We start from the raw sequence: 18,722 nt of genomic DNA on the forward strand, positions 1-18,722 counted from the left end.
GCAATCATACCGGATCACAAGGAACACAAATAGCCGCCGAAAAATTTCATGAAATCTAAGATATAAAGAGCATACGGGCCCCTGAGCGAGCTTATTAGCGCCTCTAAGACCTTTCCGCGAGCCTTCGCTCCCCAGTTGCAAATTGCCATCTTCCAGACGAGCTTCGAAAAAAAAATAGCGACTCCTGTACACTAAGGTCAATCAGTCCCTCAGCAAATCCACTTCATGGCCAGATCGAATGAGCAACTGTTGAACCCGTAAAGTGCCTCTGCAGGAAGGTCGACCTGACACTACGCGGGCAAAACTGAGGAGGCGCAACTAATGAATTCTACGGTTAAAAGGCAAGCAACGGAATCAGCCAGCAATCCAACGGATATGCTCATCTTCTTCGGCAAAGACGGCAACAAGTTCTTCACCAACTTGAACGGCGAACCCTACGTTTGCATTGACCATCATAATTCGAGCAAGGCCGTCAAGTTCAAAAGTAAGACCTTCAGGAACTACCTGATGAAGCGCTACTACGAAGAAACGAGGCAGGCCCCATCACCCAACGCGTTCGCACAAGCAATGGGTCAGCTTGAAGCAGACGCTACCTTTTCGGGGCAATCGAAGCCTGTTGAGCTTCGGGTTGGTGAGTACGCAGGGAAGATCTACTACGATCTCCATGACGGGAACGGCTCGGTTGTCGAAATCGACAGTACAGGCTGGAGGATAACCCGCAGTTGCCCGGTCTGCTTCTCCTCAAGCCAAAACATGCCGCAAAGATTGCCCCAAAAATCTGGAAACTTGAAGAATCTCCTCAAGCATGTCCGCTTCAAGAGCAAAGCAGATAAGCTTCTGTTCCTTGTCTATATAGTAGCCTGCTTCATACCGGCTATACCGCATCCTGTCCTGATCTTCGCCGGGGAGAAAGTGGCCGCAAAGTCCTCTTCGTCCAGGTTGACCCGCTCCATTGTTGATCCTGCGTTTAGGGACATCACTTCCATGCCGGGAGGTCTTTAGGATCTGGCCATTTCCCTGCAGAACAACTACATGCCAGCGTATGATAACCTCACTTCGATTTCGCAGAAGATTAGTGACCTTCTCTGTACCGCGGCAACAGGCGGTGGGTACAGCACTCGAAAGTTCTACACTGAAGACGAGGAAACTATCCTTTCATTTTTGCGCTGTATCATCCTCAACGGCATCAACGTGGTAGCTACGAAAGCAGACCTCCTCGACCGAAGCATCATTCTTGAGCTCGACCGCATAGACGAAAGCGAACGCAAGGCCCTGAGCAGGGCGAATTCGAACAAGACAAGCCATCCATCCTTGGCGGCCTGTTCAACGTGCTAAGCCGGGCGATACAGATCTACCCCGACGTTCAACTGAATAGCTTGCCCCGAATGGCAGACTTTGCGCAGTGGGCTTACGCAATTGCAGAGGCCATACAGGAAGGCTACGGAGAGAAGTTCCTTAGAGCCTATAAGATGAACACAAACAAGGCCAGCGAGGAAGCAGTCTCCGCACATCCTGTCGCTTCAGCCTTCATAGCCCTGATGAAGCGGACTCCATTCTGGGAGGGACCCGTTTCAGACTTGCTCGACAAGCTCGAGAACATTGCCGCAAGGGAAAAGATTGACACTCGCACTAAGGAATGGCCGAAGGCCCCGCATGCGCTGAGCCGAAGAATTCGGGAAATAAAGTCGAATCTGAAGGCCTGCGGGATTGAGGTCGAGATACGTCACAAAGGTGACTACAAAGGAGCAACAGTCCAAAAACTCGACGCGAAGACGATCAGCGACGAAGCTTAGGCATTCCCAGGTTCCTAGCCTTCGCCACACACTTTGCAAAGCGTCGGTTGCGTCAGTGCTGTCACTGACACATTGACACTTCCGACGCTTTTGCTTGTTTCACGGACGTAGCCCAACTACTCTTCAGCAAAGGTGATTAAAAAACTTGGAGACCAGCGGAACTTCTACGTATGAACAAATGATCAGCATCCTATCAGATATGGTGATCACATACCTTTCAAAACACAGTAGCAGAACAACTCAGTTCCCCGTAGTTTTTGTGTTGAACACAAATAAGAAGCCTGGCCCCCAGACAAATGCGGAAATGATTCAGACGATTCTAACCTGCCAGAACTTCGGACTTTCGTTTGACCCACTAGAGATTAAGCAAACCAGCTAAAAGGGAGTGATTGCATGAAACCCGCCAGTTACCAATATAACAGTCCAATTGTAGTCGGCATCTACGGTAGGGTAAGTACAGAAGAGCAAGCGGAACAAGGCTACAGCATCGAAGCCCAGGTGGAAACACTCCGCGCTCTTTGTAAGTCGGAACACAAAGTCGTCTACAAAGAATATATAGACGCAGGCATCTCCGGCAAAAGCATCGACAAACGTCCCGCGATCAAAGAACTGCTCAGGGACGTCGAGAGTGGCTTGATCTCGGAGCTTCTGGTCTGGAAACTAAACCGCATCAGCCGAAAAATGTCCGATCTGCTGAACATCATCGACCACCTAAACCGTCACAACGTTAAGTTCCGCAGCTACACCGAGAAGGAGTTTGACACGGAAACGGCAGCAGGGAAACTGAGCCTCCAGATGCTTGGGGTCATCGCCGAGCTTCGATTCGGTTCCTCCCGCAGAATGGCTTCCAGTGGGGTGTGATAAGGATAACTGCGGCTAAATAATGCCCAGTGAAGCAAATAAACCCGAGTGGTGGCTAACCCAACGTGAGAAAATCCTTGCCAGGCATGGAGTTTGCCCGCTCTCCGCCAAAAAACTTGCCGTTACTTATGGTACGGTTCCCCGTATCACCCTGTGATACCAGGATATACCCAATGGCAGTTTTCTTTCTGTCAAAAAATGCTACTTTCCTCGAAATATTATAACATGTACCTAAGGCGGGCGTATTACACGATAATAACCGGTATCAAAAAAGGCACAACCTTCGTTTAAATGATGGTTGTGCCTTGTTATTATTCTTAATTTTTGCATTTTAACGAACTCATCTTTGTTTTTTGACTAGTTTTTGAACTTATTTCATAGATCTGACACAAAGTCTTTAATAATATCTCTTTTAATATCCTCATCAGTTTTTAGTAACTTTTCAATTACTGTAGACAAGTGTTTCACTCCAAGTAAGCCAAATTTGGAGCATTAACTCCATGCCTGATAAAAAATATCACCCAACTACTCTTAATGACTCCCTGTCGTTCCCCTCTCGGCGCCACGAATCGTCACCTGCTCTCCCATATCCCCGATATAGTCCTTTCCCCACTGGTACATCAGATCCAGAATGGGAATCAGGCTCTCCGCGTGGCGTCAGACTGTATTCCACTTTAGGCGGCACAACGGGATACACTACGCGGTTCACGATGCCGTCATCTTCCAGCTCCCGCAGCTGTGTCGTCAGCATGCGCTGCGTGATGTCCGGAGTCAGCGATTTAAGCTCGCAGAACCGTTCGGTGCCCTCTTTTCCCATGTGCCACATGATGATCATTTTTCACTTGCCCCCGATAATGGAGAGCGTCAGTTACCGCATTTCTGCTCATGCTTGCAGTGCCTCCTACATCGTTCGATACTTTTAGACACTATATAACAAAATTGTGCCTACTTCCAGCTTTGATACCTTCTCCTTATAATTAACTTCAGCCTTGCGCATACTTAGTATATTCACACTCAAAGGAGGTACACATTCATCATGAAACTTCAGCTTGCAATCGATCTGGTGAACATTCCGGAAGCCAAGGAAGTCGTCAAGGAAGTACAGGAATATATCGATATCGTCGAGATCGGCACCCCGGTCGTCATTAACGAAGGGCTTCGCGCCGTGAAGGAAATCAAGGAGGCGTTCCCGAATCTGGACGTGTTGGCCGATCTGAAAATCATGGATGCCGGCGCATACGAGGTCATGAAGGCTTCCGAAGCCGGGGCAGACATCATCACAGTGCTGGGCGCGACCGACGATTCCACCATCCGCGGCGCGGTGGAGGAAGCCCGCAAGCACGGCAAGAAAATTCTGGTCGACATGATCAACGTGAGAAACCTGGAGGAACGCGCGCGCGAAGTCGATGTACTCGGCGTTGATTACATCTGCGTGCATACCGGGTATGATTTACAGGCGGAGGGCGAGAATTCCTTCGAACAGCTTCGTGTGATCAAAAACGTCGTGAAGAAAGCCAAGACGGCGGTTGCAGGCGGGATCAAGCTCGCCACGCTGCCGGAAGTCATCGAGGCGTCCCCGGATCTGGTCATCGTCGGCGGCGGCATTACGGGCCAGGCGGACAAGCGTGCCGCGGCGGCCGAAATGAAGCGACTGATTTCGGCGCGTTAAGCGATGGCGCAGTCCATCAAGCGCCATGCGGCACATATCGTGCAGGAGCTCGAGCATGCCGCATCGCTGCTCACAGAAGACGCCGGCGAACGGCTGACGGAAGCGATTCTCGGGGCCGAACACATTTTTGTAGCGGGGGCGGGACGCTCCGGCCTCATGATGAAGGCTTTCGCGATGCGCCTGATGCATCTGGGGCTTCAAGCCCATGTCGTGGGCGAGACGGTAACACCAGGTATTACTAAGGGTGACCTGTTGCTGATCGGCTCCGGTTCGGGCGAGACGCAGACCTTGATTGGCATGGCCGAAAAGGCGAAGGCGCTGGATGCGGACGTCGCCGCACTCACCATCCAACCGCAGTCGACGATCGGAGCGCGGGCCGACATCGTCGTCCAGCTGCCGGGCGCGCCGAAGGACCAGGCGTCCGGCCGGGATTTGACGGTGCAGCCGATGGGATCGTTGTTCGAGCAGACGCTTCTGGTTGTACTAGACGCTGTCATCCTTCGGATCATGGAATCGCAGCGCCAGAACTCCGGCAAGATGTACGGCAATCACGCGAATCTGGAATAACGTACAGGAGGGAAAGGCAAGCATGCTCAAAGGTAAAACGGCTATTTATTACAGGCGCGGGTAGGGTGATCGGACTCGCGGTCTTCCGCGCGCGGAAGGCGTGCGTCCGGGCCTGATGGCGCGGTCCGCGTCCGACCTGGAACGCGCGCAGAAAAAGCTGAAGGAGTCGACGACGCCATCGCGACGGCCGACGTGGCAACCGCGGGGAGGCCGAAGCGGCTGTCGCCCGCTTGATCGGCGAGCTCGGCACCGTCGACATCCTGATCAACAACGCGGGAACGGCCACGTTCGGCACCGTGGCGGACATGGGTCCAGAAAAGTGGCTGCGCATCGTTCAGGTCATCCTGATGGGTACGTACTACGTTACAAGCGCCGTGCTGCCAACGATACTGGATCGCAAGTCCGGCGACATTGTCGATGTCGCGTCCACGGCCGGAGAACGCGGCTTCGCGACGGGTTCGACCTACTGCGCGTCTAAATTGCGCCGTGATTCGTTAGTACTTCTGTAGCCAGGGAAGCTTCCTTCATCCATTCCTATTATCATAATAGTGTCAAATACTAATCCCTTTTGAGTAATGACGAGTAGATGGGTAAAATTACATCAACAGTGGTTCCTTCGTTGACCGTGCTTTCGATATGAATACTCCCTCCGTGTTCGTGGACAATCTTGTTGCTGACCATTAGGCCTAATCCCGTTCCCTTTTCTTTGGAACTATAAAAGGGTTCTCCAATGGATTTAATTCGTTCCGCCGAAATGCCACTTCCTTGGTCTATAAATCGAAATTTGATAAACTCTGAATCGTGGCATAGAATCTGTGTTTTGATGATTCCTCCGTTTGGCATAGCGTCAACCGCATTCTGGAGAATGTTAATAAACACTTGCTTGATTTGATTCTCATCGCAGTAAATACGTAGTACTTCCGAGTCGTGTTCTTCAATAATTTCAATGTTGTTTAATATGGATTGTGTACTGAATAACAACACCACCTGTTGTAAAACAACCGCCGCATCAACTTCCTGCATTTTCGGAGCTTGGGGTTTGGCAATTGTTAAAAATTCCCATACTATAGCTTCTAATCTCCCAACCTCAGATAGAATCAATTCAATATACTCGGGTTTTTCGTTACCTTGTTGTAACAGCTGAGCGAATCCCTTGATCGAGGTTAGAGGATTTCTAAACTCATGTGCAACTCCTGCCGCCATTTGACCTACTATCGAAAGCTTTTCAGTTCGTAGAAGGAGTTCCTCTGCCTTCTTTCGTTCCGAAATATCACGAGACCCGTACACGCATTGCACTACTTTACGATTCTCATCAAATATAGGAGCGCCCCTGGTCTCGATATATACCCAACTGCCATCTGCTTTTTTACACCTCCACTCAAAATCGAACGTTGATTCTAATTTAACCATGTCATTGAATTGCTTCTTCACGTACGCAAGATCGTCAGGATGAACGAAATAAAATGCAGAATTTCCTTCAAATTCGCTGGACGAAAACCCCAAGACCAATTCATGGGACGGCGAGGCGTATAGAACTGTACCTTCCATATCCACGACACCGACTAAATCCTGGGTATTTTCGGCAATAAAACGATACTTTTCTTCTCTCTCAGCGAGACGTTCAGAGATATCACGATACCGTTGTTCGCTCTCACGGAGTTTCCGTTCCTGTATCTTGCGTTCTGTAATCTCCCGACCAGTTATTAAGATGCTTTCAATCTTACCATCAGACGTTAGAATGGGAGTCCCTATGCCTTCGAGCCAAATGCAGGTCTCGTCCACTTTAACGAATCGCCACTCAAGACGTACCGAAGTCTTGGTGTATATCATTTCATCCCAACGTTCTCTGATGAGTGCAAGATCATCAGGGTGTACCATAGAGAAAGGGTAGTTTTCTTCAAACTGGGAAGCTTCCCCCCGAACACCCGAATGTGGGATGGCGAAGCGTACTGTAATACACCATTTGTATCCAAGTATGGCAATCAGGTCTTGTGAATTCTCCCCAATCAATCGGTATTTTGACTCTTGCTCCACGAGGTATTGTGTGAGAAGGGACGCTTCCCTTTCTTTTTTAATACGATCACTTATATCGACAGCCGAGCCGATTACCTCTGCCACTTGTCCTCCTCTATGGATAGGGCGTAAGGAAGCCAAATACCAAATTCCGTTGTATTGACCTTCGTAAATGACGTTCTCCTCGCCACCCCAAGCTCTTTCGTAATATTGAGACTTCCGTTCAGCATCATTGAGCGGGAGGAATTCATGAGGCTCCTTTCCTACGACTTGTTCGGGTGTTAGACCCATGCGATATAACAATTCACCATCACACAAAGTATGAATAAATTTTCCATCATGCCGAGTCAACTTAAAAGTCATACCTTGCTGGTATCTCAACGTAACTGCTAATTCCTGCTTTGTTTTGTGCAAAGCTTCTTGTAACCATTTTTCTCTGAATAATGCTGAAGGTATTCCATCTCTGCTAATAATCTTCTCTATTTGATGGAATGCCACCAGAAATTCCGATGGCGGCAAAGGTTTGCTAAACAAATAACCTTGCCCTAAATCGCAGAGGTTTTGTTGGAGAAATATCAATTGCTCTTTCGATTCGATCCCTTCAGCAACCACCTCCACATTTAATTCATGCCCCAGAGCAATAATTGCCTTGACAATCGTTGCATCCTTCATGTCCACCAGGCAGTTACTCACAAAACATTGATCAATTTTTATAATGTCAATCGGCAATCTTTGAAATTATACAGGGAACTATACCCTATCCCGAAGTCGTCCAAACTGATTTTTATACCGATATTTTTTAATTGTCTTAGAATTGGAGCAATTCGGACAATTTCCATCGTCATGTATTCCGTAATTTCAAGCTCCAGATACGATGGAACAAGCCCTGTCTCATACAAAATACTTTCTACACTTTCCAAAAAATCAGGTTGATAAAGTTGACGTACAGAGAGGTTGACTGCCATTATAAGTGTTGGGGCACCTGCATCCTGCCATGCCTTGCTCTGAGTACAAGCGGTTCGCAACACCCATTCCCCGATGGGGCAAATCAGATTAGTCTCTTCTGCGAGGGGAATAAACTGTGTTGGAGTAAGCAGTCCCTGTTCTGGATGCTCCCACCGGATCAATGCTTCAACGCCTGTGATTTTCCCCAAAGCCAAATCCAATTTTGGCTGGTAGTACAGTTGGAACTCTTGACGTTCCAGTGCTTCTCTTAAATCTTTCTCTAATTGTTGAATCCCCATTGTTACCTACCCCTACTCGTGTAGTTGATGAGACGGCAAAGTACCTGTGGTATCGTGGATGAATTTATCGAATTACGGGGGGCTATCGCTATTCTCGCCACTCTAATCCCCAACAACAGACTCGAGACAACGCAAAAAAAAACGCAACACACGGCCACCTTGCAACCATAACGCACATGCGTATTAGATCCATGGCTTTACGTCCCCATCTTTCAACGGGTTTGCCATTCCAATTGTTAATCTTCACCACATTATGCCATGGCTCGACAATCTTCTGCAACATTCTCTTTGTGCATGAATATTGTCTTTGCGAGGATACCAAGTTGATCAGGGTTTCGAATGAGCTTTCGGACAAATGAAGCGCTTTAGCACGGGATTACCGTACTATCCCTCGCGCCAACATTAGCATATAGGTTAACTTTTCGAACATCAAATCATCGACGGTGAAGACGGTATCCCGATCCTCAGACATCAGCGCATCCATCTTTTCCACCTTTTTCATGGTGGCTACGCTAAGCGAGGTCAGATAACGACACCATTCAAAGCCGGCATGATTGAGAAAGCAATAAACCGCAGCTTTGCCAAGCATGGAATCGTCCTTGCGGCTCTCAAGCAGGCGAAACCAGTTTTTCTGATGGAACTACAGAACGAAGACGAGTTGGAACAGCCGGGCGCAGCTAAAGCCTAAGCATTTACGGAACCCAGCTTGTTGCAAATGCTGCATGACTTTCAATTCTTGGAACGCTGGCTTTAGTTCGTTAGGTATATTAATCAATTCGGATGGATGGGCTATCATTAGGTTAAAGTGATTGCTCGAAACTCTCACTTTTGCAAACGAAGCGGTGTTTTTCTATTAACAAGTCCAGTTATCTGATCGCCTTGGAAGCCTGCAACGACATGACTTTTAAGACGAATTTCGCTCAGCGAAATTTGGGTTGGTAAACTACAAGTATTGTTAAAGCCTTAGAAGAACTTGGTACAGCTTCGAAGTAAGTTTTGATCTGGTTCGCGAGAAAGTCTTTGCAGATTTGGGAAGACAATTATATATAGTCGCGCGTGAATTTGATACAGGAGAGTTTACAGGAATATCTCTTGGCGGCTTGGGATTTCGCTGTGTTCAGGCAGCTCATCCGGCTATCCCTTCCTCAAATTCAGTTCGTGTACCTTGGCCCGTGCTTTTGCCTCCGGCTTCCTTCAGATTCTGCCTCGCGGCAGACACCTTTGCCCTTGGCTAACAGTAGGCGCTCGCCAGCCCCCGTTCGGGCTTTCACCCTAGAGATGACGCCCATGCTGGGCGTACTGAAAAAAGATGACCCCCGAAGAATCAGAGGTCATCTAATTGCTGGTTAGGCTTAGGGCTGTTTCTTTTTAACCGTCCACAATCCGGGTCACAGTTCACTCATCGTGCCCAGGTACTACAAGAGAGAACATGGAGAGATATGCTGCAGTTGTCGAAACTGACGGAAAAGCAGCGGTTTGAAATTCGGGAATACCTCAAATCTAACCTGCGGGAACTTTCATGTGAAGGCTTTCTTAAATAATGTCGAGCTGAACCTTTCTAGTCGGTTTGGGGAACGCCTCATCCAACATCCCCAAGTCTTCCTCGGTAAGCTTAATACGTTCCGCCTCCGCATTCTCTTCGACATGCACTGCTGTCGACGCCTTAGGAATGGCAATTACGTCACCGCTTCTAATGCACCAAGCCAAGAGAATCTGAAGAGGCTTCACACCATGTCGATCGGCAATTTCCTTAACCGCTGGATGCTCAACCAACCCTCTTCGTAAAGTGCCCGCCTGGGCGAGCGGACTGTAGGCCATCGTCGGGATTTTTTGCTCTCTCAACCAAGGAAGCAGGTCGTATTCTACGCCGCGGGAACCGAGATGATACAGCACCTGATCGACCATGCAATGCGTCCCTCGCGCCGCGTCGAACAGTTCTTTCATATCATCCGTGTCCAGGTTCGAGACGCCCCATCGCAAAATTTTCCCCGCTTCGACCAGCTGCTCCATCGCTTCTACCGTTTCGCTTAGAGGAATACTTCCTCTCCAGTGAAGAAGATAAAGGTCGAGACGGTCCGTCTTTAACCGCTTCAAGCTTTGTTCGCAGCTGCCGACGATGCGGCTCAGACCCGCGTTGTGCGGGTACACTTTGGATACCAGAAACACTTGATCTCGTATCCCTTCGATCGCTTCTCCAACCAAGGACTCGGATCTGCCATCGCCATACATTTCTGCCGAATCGATCAGGTTCAATCCAAGCTCCACACCGCGTCTTAACGTGCGAAGCTCTTCATTTTTCTTGGACGGCTCATCCCCCATATACCACGTACCTTGACCGATTCTGGGCAAAGTTGTCCCATCAGGAAGGGTTACCACGCGCCCACCCCCTTATTTTTTTAATATTTTTCCCGCAGCGCCCCGTCCTATTCTCCATATCTAATATATTGGGCGATGTTTTTGCAGTGGTCTCCCATACATTCTAACTCAACTTTCGCAGCATAAAATCGCCAAACAAGCCTTAATGTAACTGGGTAAAGCGGCAATCCATTGATGGAGTGACGCTGAATAAGAGCGGAAATCTTCTTACGGGCTTTTTGGGCTACTTGGTTGATCAAATCCAGCAGCTGTTGCAGAACAACGACCCAATCGAGCGTACCGACTTCGTCGCACAACAAATAAAATAATCCGCCAAAGGAACGCGCATCCGTGCTTTTCCGGTGCTGCCACGCCAGCAGTATGTATCGGCAAAACACAATCGCCGTGTGGCCGGTCAGCAAATCGTAGGAACGGCATTGAAACTCTTTTTGCAGGCGAAGCAGCGATTTGGTGCACCTGAAGAAGACCTCAATGTCCCAGCGCATCGCGTAAATCCGAATGATCTCTTCTACGGTGAGGGTAAGATCGGTCGTCCAAAATCGCCAGCCACTCGTTTTTCTTCGAGAATGCCGCGTTTCGTACTTACGACGGGAGACGCAGCCGCGTACAATTATTTTAACGTCAGCTTCTGGCCTTGAATCAGGAAGTGCTTGTTGTCGTTCTTGGACCATTCCGATCACATCCAGGCCGCGAGTGACAATTTCGCCGATGAGCGGCGCATGGGTAAACTTAACTGTCCATTAAGACGTAGGAGGCCGTGGCCCCAGCCTTTAGCGCCCGATCCAGCATTGACACATGATGACCTGAGGGGATGCAACAACGCCTCCTGCCGGCGTTTGTAGCCATGCGAACGTTTATCGATGTTTTCATTCATGCCATTGATCGCCGATTTACTGGAACTCAGCAGCGAAAAATCCAGCGACACGAAGGTATGGCCGTCAGATCATCCCACAGTCAGCATGCGGAAACCCTTGTAAAATGTGCCGGAAGCATTATCCTTAAACCGGGCTAGCAGCTCGACAACGTTGCTGCGCCACGCTCAAACATGGAATCGTCGACGATGAAGACGGAGTCGCGATTTTCCGAGGTCAGAGCATCAACCTTTTGCATGGTAGCCGTCCCGAGCAGCGTCAGAAAGCGACGCCAAGCAAAGCCGGTGTGATTGAGGAAGCGATAGACGGCGTCTTTGCCGGGAAATCCCCTTTACTGCTCTCGAGCAAACGAAACCAATTCTTCTGATGAAACAAAAGGAGCATGAAAACGAGTTGGAATAGATGGGCGCATCTGAAGCCAATCCGTTTGCGAAATCCGGCTTGCCGAAGTTACGGTTACAACTAGGGCATTTCATCATCAATAAGATCGAGTGTTTCATGACAAGTTGTATAAGGATTTTCCCTCAAGCAAATGGGACAAACTTGATTGAATGTTTTACATGTTCCAAATCCACCAATGTGACGTAGTATTTTAATATCTTGATCTGAGTATCCCCGCATATTCAAAAAAGTTAACTTTATAAGTTCTTTTCCTCTTTGTTTACCAAGTTACATAATCCATGAATGCCCACTTTTTCAGTACTCTATCACCAGCGATTGGTATATAATGTTTCAGCCTTATTCTTAGGTAGTTGATTTGGAGAACTTTCAAACTCAATAACGACTGCCACTGCGTCCATTGAATCAGAAAAACCGACTTTATCCAAGGCAGCTATTAAAGAACCAATCGCTTGTTTTGAAGTAATTTGACTTTTCAACTCATGAGAAATGTTCTTCAAGAATAGCTCACAATTGGAATATGCTGCTTTTTGAAGAATTTGGATCTTTCGTCTTTAAAAAAGCTCGGATCGATTCAAGATAATTTAGAAAAGTTTCTTTACTCGGCAATTTATCAATATGACATTCCAATACAGCGATAAGAAATGCGACTTTTTCGGAATCGTTCAAAAGAGTCAAGTTATCACCCGCTTCACCTGTTTCTTTCATCATTACAACAAAACAAGCGATCAATCGAGAAAAAGATTTAAACCGCCTTCTCGATAATCGCTTGTTTATGTGACCACGCTTAGTCACATATTTAGTTTTGTCATAAAACCCATACTTTATACATCTGTGGACAACCTTGCACGAGAATTAAAATGCAAATTATCGCATAATTATACACAAACTAATAATTATGCATTTTAATAAATAATATGAACTTTTCTCAACATTAGTGACCATTGTTAAGCTGATTTTGCAGTATTCGTGATTCATCTCAATTAGGAGGGAGCAGCTCATCTCTACGACTTCCTTAAGAGCACTTACTATACCCGCAGTTCCCGCACGTCTTGCATCCCTCGATGTTAATCAAGGATGCCCCGCCGCAGGACGGGCACAGATCCAGCGACATGCTGCCGCCTGCGTGCGTGCCATGTCCGCCGTGGCCCGCGGCTGCCGTTGCCCCGCCTTCGCCTGCATCGGCAGGCGCCATCGTGGCTGCGACCGGTGCCGGATCATGGTCATGATCCGCCTCGGCGTTGTTGGCCACGTGCGTCTCGAGCGCCTTCGCCACGGCGTCGGCGATGGACTCGACGCGGTTCGCGCCGAAGCCGATCGCGCCGGTGCCGCCGATGCCTTTGAGGTGCTTGATCAGCAGCTCCACCTTGTTGCCGTGGTCTCCGTAACGGAGGAACAGTGAGCATACGCGGCCCAGGGCTTCCGCCATCGCGAACACATCCGATCCGGCTTTGCCGACGTTCAGGAAGATTTCGCTTGGAATGCCGTCCAGATCATTGATCGTGATGTACGCCATGCCGAACGGCGTGTTCATTTTATAGGTTGCGCCGCGCAGCACTTGCGGACGCTTCTTGTATTGTTTATCCAGTCCGCTCTTGCTCGGCGAGGCTGTCACGGCCATGCTTGCAGCAGCCGGCTCCACGCTCGCCGTTTCCTCAGCGGCTTGGCCTGCCGCACTTTGCTCCAGCGCCGCTTCCGCGGTAGAAGCTGTTGTCGCTTCGGCGGCTTTGTCTTCTTTTTTCTCCGTCTGCAGGACCTGCACGTCGCGGCTGCCGTCGCGGTAGATCGTTACGCCTTTGCATCCCAGATCGAATGCCAGCTCATACAGGCGTTTCGTATCTTCAACCGTGAAGTCGGACGGACAGTTCGCCGTCTTCGAGATGGAGCTGTCCACCCAGCGCTGAATCGCCGCCTGCACGCGAATGTGATCCTCGGCGGAGAGACTCATCGCGGTGACGTAATAGTCCGGAAGCTCTTCGCCCGGATGGCTGTCCAGCCAATCCTGAGCAATCGGCACGAACTGCTCGTCGAAGCCGAGACGGCTTTGACGGAAGTATTTGAAGGCAAAGTACGGCTCGATGCCCGTCGAAGTTCCAACCATCGTACCCGTGCTTCCCGTCGGCGCTTGGGTAATGACGGTAACGTTGCGGGCGCCTTTTTTGCGGACCGCTTCGGCAACTTCCGGATACACCTCGGCCATATTTTTCATGAAGCCGCTTTGGAGATACAGTTCGGCATCGAATGCCTGGAACGAGCCCTTCTCCTCGGCAATATCCGCGGATGCAAGATACGCTTCGCGCGCGATGAAGCCATACAGCTTATCCAGGAACTCCAGCGATTCCGGGCTGCCGTAACGGATGTTCAGCTTGATCATCAGCTCGGCCAGACCCATTGTTCCGAGGCCTACGCGGCGCTCTTTTTTCTGGTTCAATTCGTTTTCTTCGAAATGGTAAGGCGTCCGGTCGATGACATTATCCAGGAAACGCACGGAGTAACGCGTCGTCGTAGCCAGCTCATCCCATGCAACGTCATGATTCGCTTCATCGTAGAACTTCGACAGGTTCATCGCGGACAGGTTGCATACGCCCCAGCCCGGAAGTCCCTGCTCGCCGCAAGGGTTGGTACAGATGATCGGGTTGAAATACCAGCTGTTGGACATCTGGTTGTAGTATTCCATGAAGACCACGCCCGGCTCTGCCGATTTCCATGCGGATTCGATAATGGTGTGCCATACCTCGCGTGCTTTAACCGTTTTATATGGAATGATGCTGCGTCCGGCTTTCTTCCATTTATCCAAATCGCCGTCCCACAGCTCATCGTAATCGGGATCGGTGGTATCCGGGAACACGAGCTCCCAGTCCAGGTCTTCCTTCACGGCTTTCATGAAAGCGTTGCTGACGCATACCGACAGGTTCGCGTTCGTGACTTGTCCCATCGTCTGCTTCACCGTAATGAAATCCTCCACGTCCGGGTGCCAATCGTTCATCATCAGCATGAGCGCGCCGCGGCGGCTTCCGCCCTGCTCGATCAGGCCTGTCGTATAACTGAACAATCCGCCCCACGATACCGCACCGCTGGAGGAGCCGTTCACGCCTCTAACGATCGCGCGCCGAGGACGAAGGGAAGACAAGTTGATGCCGACACCGCCGCCGCGCGCCATAATCTCGGTCATCTCGCTCAGGGTTTCCATGATGCCGCCCCGACTGTCCTTCGGGGAAGGAATGACGTAACAGTTGAACAGCGTCAATTCATCGCTTGCACCCGCTCCGGCCGCAATCCGTCCGCCCGGCACCAGCTTCCAATCATCCAGAATCTCGCGGAATTTCCCGCGCCACTCTTCCTGCAGTTCCGGCGTTGCCTCAACCGATGACATGGCGGCCGCGAGTCGATCCCACATTTCTTCCGGCGTTTTCTCGATGGTTAACGTCAGCTTCTCCACATCCGACTCCACAAACTCGCCCTTCCGTGTCTTCACGGTGACCTTGCGGCCTTCGCGTTTCACGATTTCGCCGACTTCCTTGGTCGGAAATTTAGGATCATCCTTCGTCAGCACGAGCACCACGTCGCCGACCTTGGCGTTGTTGGTGTCCGCATCCTTCCAGGCATACCGGTCCAAAAAGATCTTCTCGCTTAAACCTTCCAGCCGCTGATTCTGCATCGTACTCAAGTGCAACTACCTCCTATATAAGATATAAAATTTAAAAGATTCCCAAGTATGTGCTCACCAACAACATAACCTGTTATGTAGCCGGTCAAACATCCAAAACCACAATATACACCACATATAGTGCTATTTATTCATTATACTACACTATATATAGGTTAACTATGCCGATAATGTGAAAATTAAGCCGACAGTTCCAAGCTCCCGCGCGCAAGCTTCCGCTTTCTTCCTCTCGCTCTCTTTTTCGCTGATCCCTATGAAAAAAAAGGATGAAAATATCCAATTCCAGCAGCCGTGCGCTCTATAGGGTATTCCGCGGCTCCCGAATCCGTGCAAGGTTATGAAGACTTCTTTTTTCGTCCATACTACATATACACCGTTGGCCCGGAATCTTTCATCACAGGAGGAGATCGACATGAACCAACAGCCATCTGCCGACTCAGGCATGATTTTCGACCCGCGCCTTCCCGTTCCATTGCAGATCGACCGTTCTTGGTTTGACGATCTCTCTGGCCGACTGGACAAAGGAGGCCCTTGGGGTGACTATCGTCTGGCCCAGCTTGCCGTTGAGGGCGAGAAATCGCGCCTTGTTACAAGCTTTGAAGAACTGCAGTGCCTCAAGCACCTTGGCGGTTTATCCCCGCTCCCCCATCAGACCGATACCGCAAGACGCGTTTTGTTCGAGATGTCGGGCAGAGCCATTTTGGCGGATGAGGTGGGACTTGGCAAGACGATTGAAGCCGGTCTTATTTTAAAAGAATACATCGTGCGCGGACTGGTATCCAAAGTGCTGATTCTCGTACCTGCTTCCCTGGTTCTCCAATGGGTCCGCGAGCTGAACTCCAAGTTCGGCATTCCCGCGGTCGCGCAGAAAAAAGCGTACTCCTGGGGCAATGACATCGTTGTCGCCTCCATGGATACGGCCAAGCGCGATCCGCATCAGGAGATTTTGCTGAACCAGGAATACGACATGCTCATCATCGATGAAGCCCACAAGCTCAAGAACAAGAAAACATCCAATTATCAATTCATCCAAAAGCTGCGCAAAAAATACTGTCTCCTGCTCACCGCCACGCCGGTGCAGAACGACCTCAGCGAGCTCTTCAATCTCATCACGCTGCTGAAACCGGGCCAGCTTGGCGGCCAGGGACAGTTTGCCGCAAATTTTGTCGTGGATAAACGAAGACCGAAGAACCAAGACCAGCTCAAGGATGAGCTGTCCAAGGTCATGATCCGCAACCGTCGGGGCGAAGGCGAAGTGAAGTTCACGAAGCGGTCCGTCCGCAACGTGGGACTCAGCCTTTCGCCTGAAGAACAGTCATTATACGACGGCGTTACGTCCTTCGTCAAAGATCAGTATCAGGCAGCTGGGGGAAATTTAAGCAGTATGCTGTCGCTCGTCACCCTGCAGCGGGAAGTATGCAGCAGCCGGGATGCCGTCTTCGTGACCCTTGTTAATCTGTCCAAGAAGCTGCCGGAGGACTCTCCGCTGCGCGATAAAATTTGGGAGCTGGTCTATCTCATCAAGGCCATCAAAGCAAACACCAAGGCGGAAAAAGCCATCGAGCTCATTCAGCAAATGAACGAGAAGGTCATCGTGTTCACGGAATATCGGGCCACGCAGGAATACTTGCTCAATTATTTCCGCGATCACGGGCTGGTCTCCGTCCCATACCGGGGCGGCATGAACCGCGGCAAGAAGGACTGGATGATGGACCTTTTCCGCGGCAAGGCGCAGGTCATGATCGCGACGGAAGCCGGCGGCGAAGGCATCAACCTGCAATTCTGCCACCATATGATCAATTTTGACCTGCCCTGGAATCCGATGCGGGTCGAGCAGCGGATCGGACGCGTGCACCGTCTAGGCCAGACCAATGACGTGAAGATCTACAACCTGTCGACTTCGGGAACCATCGAGGAGCATATCCTGAACCTGCTGCACGAGAAGATCAACATGTTCGAGATGGTCATCGGCGGGCTTGACGTTATCCTGGAGCGCTTCGAGAAGAAGGAATCGATCGAGAAGAGCCTGTACAAAATCATGCTGGAGTCCGGCAATGATGATGAAATCCGCCAGCGCATCAGCACATTGGGCGACTCGATTCACCATATCAAGCAGGACGTCGAGCTGGAAAGCACGGCCGAAGAAACTCTCAGAGAGGAAGAAGCCTAATATGACCATGACGCCGCAGGAGGTGCAGCAGCACTTCATGGCCTATTTGGAAGCCACCGAATGCACCGTCATCGAAAAATCGCCCGAGCATGTCACCGTGAAACTGTCGCCGCAGGCCGACAAAATGCTCACCAACCGCCCCTATTACTGGGGGTTCGTGGAACGTACCGGGGCTCCCGCCGAAACGCTGTCGTTCAACTTCGTGTTTGATCCGGAAAAATACGACGAACGGCTCGCCAAGGCGGAAGAAGCCAAAGCCAAAACCCAGCTCAACGCACCTGCGCAGGATCCGCTGCTGGCGCGCTATTACGGGAACGCCCCGGTGCTGCCGATCTTGGGGCCAGGCCGGATTCAGCGGGAGAATATCGGCTACGGCAGCAGCCGGCTCGCCCAGATTTGGAATGCCTCCCGCGAAGAGGGCAAATGCGTATATCTGTTCCAGCAGCGGGATGCCGAACCGCGTCCCAGGGGCCGTTCCACGCCTTATGAGCAGTGGCTGGGCGTCTGCTTCAAGGTGGAGTTCAGCTGCGATCTGAAGCGCGAGGAATTGTTTTTTCTCGGAATCTCGCTGTCCAGCCGCGCGATTACCGAAGACTTCCCCGCCATTCTGCATGGGCGCGAATTGACTCCACGCCTGCCCGAGAGCGTTCACGTCAGACCGGCGGCTCTCACCCTTGAGCAGGCCGTAGCTGCCCTGGAGAATCATCTGATCAACAAACTGAGCAAGCTGGATTACGATTGGGCGGCGAAAGCTAAGGAACGCCTCGAAGACGAGCTGATGGTCATCGACGGCTACTACGAGGATTTGCTCAAAGAGCAGGACGAAGAGAAAAAGGCGCAAATCGAGGAGCAGTACAAGAACCGCCGGTCGGAAATGCAGTGGCAGTACGAGCCGAAAGTGAGCCTGTCCGCCATAACCTGCGGTCTGTTTCATCTGTGTTCGCCCGTGGGCGCGTCTTCATGACGCCTCTCTACAAAAGCAGGCAAAAAAAGAACCATTCTCCCTTCCCCTGCCGCGACAGCTTGCAACAGCCTTTGCAGAGCTTGTCCGATATGATGATTCCATCACATCCATGGCGCGTAAGGGCCAA

Annotated in this window: 13 protein-coding genes, 3 pseudogenes and 1 riboswitch; of the genes and pseudogenes, 8 read left to right on the forward strand and 8 right to left on the reverse strand. The window is 50.4% G+C overall.

What is annotated here, in order from left to right; all coding sequences use genetic code 11:
* Positions 1-321 precede the first annotated feature (321 nt).
* The 3 genes from P0X86_RS23200 (at position 322) to P0X86_RS23210 (ending at position 2,654) form a co-directional block, all read left to right on the forward strand.
* Positions 322-1,002 carry a hypothetical protein gene (locus P0X86_RS23200; protein ID WP_277746579.1) on the forward strand — a complete coding sequence of 227 codons (681 nt, stop codon included), beginning with the start codon at positions 322-324 and terminating at the stop codon, positions 1,000-1,002.
* 383 nt (positions 1,003-1,385) lie between these two features.
* Entirely contained in the window at positions 1,386-1,793 is a 408-nt protein-coding gene (locus tag P0X86_RS23205; protein ID WP_277746580.1) for a hypothetical protein, read from the forward strand.
* Between the two features lie 393 nt (positions 1,794-2,186).
* Positions 2,187-2,654, forward strand: coding sequence for a recombinase family protein (locus tag P0X86_RS23210; protein ID WP_277746581.1), 468 nt, complete (start codon positions 2,187-2,189; stop codon positions 2,652-2,654).
* A 531-nt stretch (positions 2,655-3,185) separates the two neighbouring features.
* On the opposite strand, the pseudogene P0X86_RS23215 reads toward P0X86_RS23210, so the two are convergent.
* Positions 3,186-3,522 (reverse strand): annotated as a pseudogene (locus P0X86_RS23215) (winged helix-turn-helix transcriptional regulator).
* A gap of 168 nt (positions 3,523-3,690) precedes the next feature.
* On the opposite strand from P0X86_RS23215, the gene hxlA reads away from it, so the two are divergent.
* The 3 genes from hxlA (at position 3,691) to P0X86_RS23230 (ending at position 5,399) form a co-directional block, all read left to right on the forward strand.
* A complete protein-coding gene (gene hxlA, locus P0X86_RS23220; protein ID WP_277746582.1) occupies positions 3,691-4,323 on the forward strand; it encodes a 3-hexulose-6-phosphate synthase in 633 nt (210 codons plus the stop codon).
* Between the two features lie 3 nt (positions 4,324-4,326).
* Positions 4,327-4,890 (forward strand): 6-phospho-3-hexuloisomerase, encoded by a 564-nt coding sequence (hxlB, locus tag P0X86_RS23225; RefSeq protein WP_277746583.1) that lies wholly within the window; start codon positions 4,327-4,329, stop codon positions 4,888-4,890.
* Positions 4,891-5,120: 230 nt separating this feature from the next.
* Positions 5,121-5,399 carry an SDR family NAD(P)-dependent oxidoreductase gene (locus P0X86_RS23230; protein ID WP_277746584.1) on the forward strand — a complete coding sequence of 93 codons (279 nt, stop codon included), beginning with the start codon at positions 5,121-5,123 and terminating at the stop codon, positions 5,397-5,399.
* A gap of 49 nt (positions 5,400-5,448) precedes the next feature.
* On the opposite strand, the gene P0X86_RS23235 is transcribed toward P0X86_RS23230, so the two are convergent.
* The 7 genes and pseudogenes from P0X86_RS23235 to P0X86_RS23265 all read right to left on the reverse strand — a co-directional run bounded on the left by P0X86_RS23235 (position 5,449) and on the right by P0X86_RS23265 (position 15,452).
* A complete protein-coding gene (locus tag P0X86_RS23235) occupies positions 5,449-7,266 on the reverse strand; it encodes a PAS domain S-box protein (protein WP_481858311.1) in 1,818 nt (605 codons plus the stop codon).
* Positions 7,267-7,482: 216 nt separating this feature from the next.
* Positions 7,483-8,147 (reverse strand): annotated as a pseudogene (locus tag P0X86_RS23240) (putative bifunctional diguanylate cyclase/phosphodiesterase); the annotation flags it as partial.
* 149 nt (positions 8,148-8,296) lie between these two features.
* Positions 8,297-8,383: riboswitch (cyclic di-GMP riboswitch) on the reverse strand.
* Positions 8,384-8,565: 182 nt separating this feature from the next.
* Positions 8,566-8,943, reverse strand: a pseudogene (locus tag P0X86_RS33335) (IS4 family transposase); the annotation flags it as partial.
* A gap of 737 nt (positions 8,944-9,680) precedes the next feature.
* Positions 9,681-10,523 (reverse strand): aldo/keto reductase, encoded by an 843-nt coding sequence (locus P0X86_RS23250; protein ID WP_277746588.1) that lies wholly within the window; start codon positions 10,521-10,523, stop codon positions 9,681-9,683.
* A gap of 47 nt (positions 10,524-10,570) precedes the next feature.
* Positions 10,571-11,194, reverse strand: coding sequence for a transposase (locus P0X86_RS23255; RefSeq protein WP_277746589.1), 624 nt, complete (start codon positions 11,192-11,194; stop codon positions 10,571-10,573).
* 908 nt (positions 11,195-12,102) lie between these two features.
* Entirely contained in the window at positions 12,103-12,294 is a 192-nt protein-coding gene (locus P0X86_RS23260) for a hypothetical protein (protein ID WP_277746590.1), read from the reverse strand.
* 515 nt (positions 12,295-12,809) lie between these two features.
* Positions 12,810-15,452: an adenosylcobalamin-dependent ribonucleoside-diphosphate reductase gene (locus P0X86_RS23265; RefSeq protein ID WP_481858312.1), complete on the reverse strand. Its 2,643-nt coding sequence runs from the start codon at positions 15,450-15,452 to the stop codon at positions 12,810-12,812.
* 421 nt (positions 15,453-15,873) lie between these two features.
* Between P0X86_RS23265 and P0X86_RS23270 the strand changes: the two genes are divergently transcribed.
* Positions 15,874-17,631: a DEAD/DEAH box helicase gene (locus P0X86_RS23270; protein WP_192571055.1), complete on the forward strand. Its 1,758-nt coding sequence runs from the start codon at positions 15,874-15,876 to the stop codon at positions 17,629-17,631.
* 1 nt (position 17,632) lies between these two features.
* On the forward strand, positions 17,633-18,595 hold the full coding sequence (locus tag P0X86_RS23275) for a YqhG family protein (RefSeq protein WP_213579364.1): 963 nt from the start codon (positions 17,633-17,635) through the stop codon (positions 18,593-18,595).
* The last annotated feature ends 127 nt before the right edge of the window (positions 18,596-18,722 follow it).

The sequence above is a fragment of the Paenibacillus sp. BR1-192 genome (genome assembly GCF_029542445.1).
In the GTDB taxonomy this organism is placed as follows: domain Bacteria; phylum Bacillota; class Bacilli; order Paenibacillales; family Paenibacillaceae; genus Paenibacillus_AQ; species Paenibacillus_AQ lautus_A.

Coding starts and splice junctions, on each gene's coding strand:
- P0X86_RS23200 (WP_277746579.1), top strand. CDS start 322: ATGAATTCTACGGTTAAAAGGCAAGCAACGGAATCAGCCAGCAATCCA.
- P0X86_RS23205 (WP_277746580.1), top strand. CDS start 1,386: ATGGCAGACTTTGCGCAGTGGGCTTACGCAATTGCAGAGGCCATACAG.
- P0X86_RS23210 (WP_277746581.1), top strand. CDS start 2,187: ATGAAACCCGCCAGTTACCAATATAACAGTCCAATTGTAGTCGGCATC.
- hxlA (WP_277746582.1), top strand. CDS start 3,691: ATGAAACTTCAGCTTGCAATCGATCTGGTGAACATTCCGGAAGCCAAG.
- hxlB (WP_277746583.1), top strand. CDS start 4,327: ATGGCGCAGTCCATCAAGCGCCATGCGGCACATATCGTGCAGGAGCTC.
- P0X86_RS23235 (WP_481858311.1), bottom strand. CDS start 7,266: ATGACTTTTAAGTTGACTCGGCATGATGGAAAATTTATTCATACTTTG.
- P0X86_RS23255 (WP_277746589.1), bottom strand. CDS start 11,194: ATGGTCCAAGAACGACAACAAGCACTTCCTGATTCAAGGCCAGAAGCT.
- P0X86_RS23265 (WP_481858312.1), bottom strand. CDS start 15,452: ATGCAGAATCAGCGGCTGGAAGGTTTAAGCGAGAAGATCTTTTTGGAC.
- P0X86_RS23270 (WP_192571055.1), top strand. CDS start 15,874: ATGAACCAACAGCCATCTGCCGACTCAGGCATGATTTTCGACCCGCGC.
- P0X86_RS23275 (WP_213579364.1), top strand. CDS start 17,633: ATGACCATGACGCCGCAGGAGGTGCAGCAGCACTTCATGGCCTATTTG.